Annotated in this window: 1 pseudogene; it reads right to left on the reverse strand. The window is 66.8% G+C overall.

The features are described from left to right. Nucleotides 1–1,472, reverse strand: a pseudogene (locus ACH4K4_RS38665) (RHS repeat protein); the annotation flags it as partial.

Raw genomic sequence — 1,472 nt, forward strand, 5'->3', positions numbered from 1 at the left:
ACGAGGTCGGTGGTGCCGGCCCGTGCGTGGTTGCCGGTCTGCTTGGACCACGGCCGGTTGAGCGACGAAGTCGAGATCTTGCCCTCGTCCTTGTCGTACGTGGCGGTCTCCAGGGTCACGCCGGCGTACTGTTCGGCGTCGGTGGTGGTGGCGCCCGAGGAATCGGTGACCTTCGAGCCCTCGATGCCCCGCAGGAACACCGACTCGCTCAGCGTCTTGCCGCTGGTGCCGGTGCGGGTGCGCACCTTGCCGTAGCCGCGGTAGTCGCTGTAGGTGCGGTGCTTGTCCAGGGTGAACTCGTTGGTGTCCTTGGCCCAGGCGATGCCACCGAGGTACTCGTACGCGGTGGTCTTGGGCTCGGCGCCCGCCACCTTGTCGTTCTCGGTCACCTTGGTCACCACGTACTTGTGGAACCAGTCCTTGACCGGGTCCACCGCCGCCGTCGGCGTCCAGAACATCGGATAGCACCGGCCGGTGTTGGACGCCGGATCCGGCGTCTTGCCCGCCTTGCACTCCGGCACCGAGTAGTCGATGAGCGTGTCCGAGCCGGTCTCCGAACTGATCCGGGTGAGCCGGTACTTGTTCATCGGCGGACGGCCCTCGTTGCTGTCCACCCGGTTGGGCATCAGCGTGCCGCCGAAATCCGCCTTCGGCATGGCCAGAGGCGTGCCGCCCGCCTTGCCGGTGCGGGTGATGGTCGACAGCCACAGGGAAGGCCCGCCGGCGTCACCGACGCCGGGGAACTGGTGGGTCAGCGTCCAGGTGTCCACGTCCTGGTAGCCGTCGCCCTTGCGGGCCTGGGCCGTGACCGTGGACAAACGTTTCTTCGACCAGAAGGTGGGCGAGCCGTTCAGGCACTCCTTGCCCTTTTCGCAAGCCTGGTCGAACGGCGTGTCCGGCCAGTTCTCCGCGTGCTTCTTGTCGAACGCGCACTCCTTGGCCAGACAGCGGTCGGCCGTGCCGAACAGCACCCTGGCCGCCGGCTGGGCCTCGTAGACCTTGCCCGCCCGGTGGCCGTACTCGATCCGCGCCAGCTGACCACCACGTACGTACGTGGCGTCCGCCTTGGGCTTGGAGGTGTGCGTGCCGCCGGAGTTCTTCGCGTAGGCGTTGGTCTCCTGCTCGTAGAAGAACGCCATCGCGTTGCCGTGCACATCGACCACGTAGTCGAGATTCCAGCGCCACGTCTGGTCCTGGACGGAGTCCTTGAACGCGTCCTTGTGGCCCGGCTCGCCCTCGTGGTTGCCGAAGACGGGCGCCGTGAACGTGGAACGGGTCTCGGTCTTGCCCTCGGACCAGCCGGGCAGCCGGTTCTTGCCGAAGAAGTACTGGGTGCCGTCGGCCGTGGTGACCTTCCAGTACTCGTTGTCGTCGTCACCGTTACCGGTGTCCGAAGCACTGCCGTTCAGGTGCTCGATCCGCGAGCCGTCGTCCGCCTGGGGCTTCCACTCACCGGTCTTGCCGTCCTTGAC

This window comes from Streptomyces sp. NPDC017529, assembly GCF_044329785.1.
GTDB lineage: Bacteria > Actinomycetota > Actinomycetes > Streptomycetales > Streptomycetaceae > Streptomyces.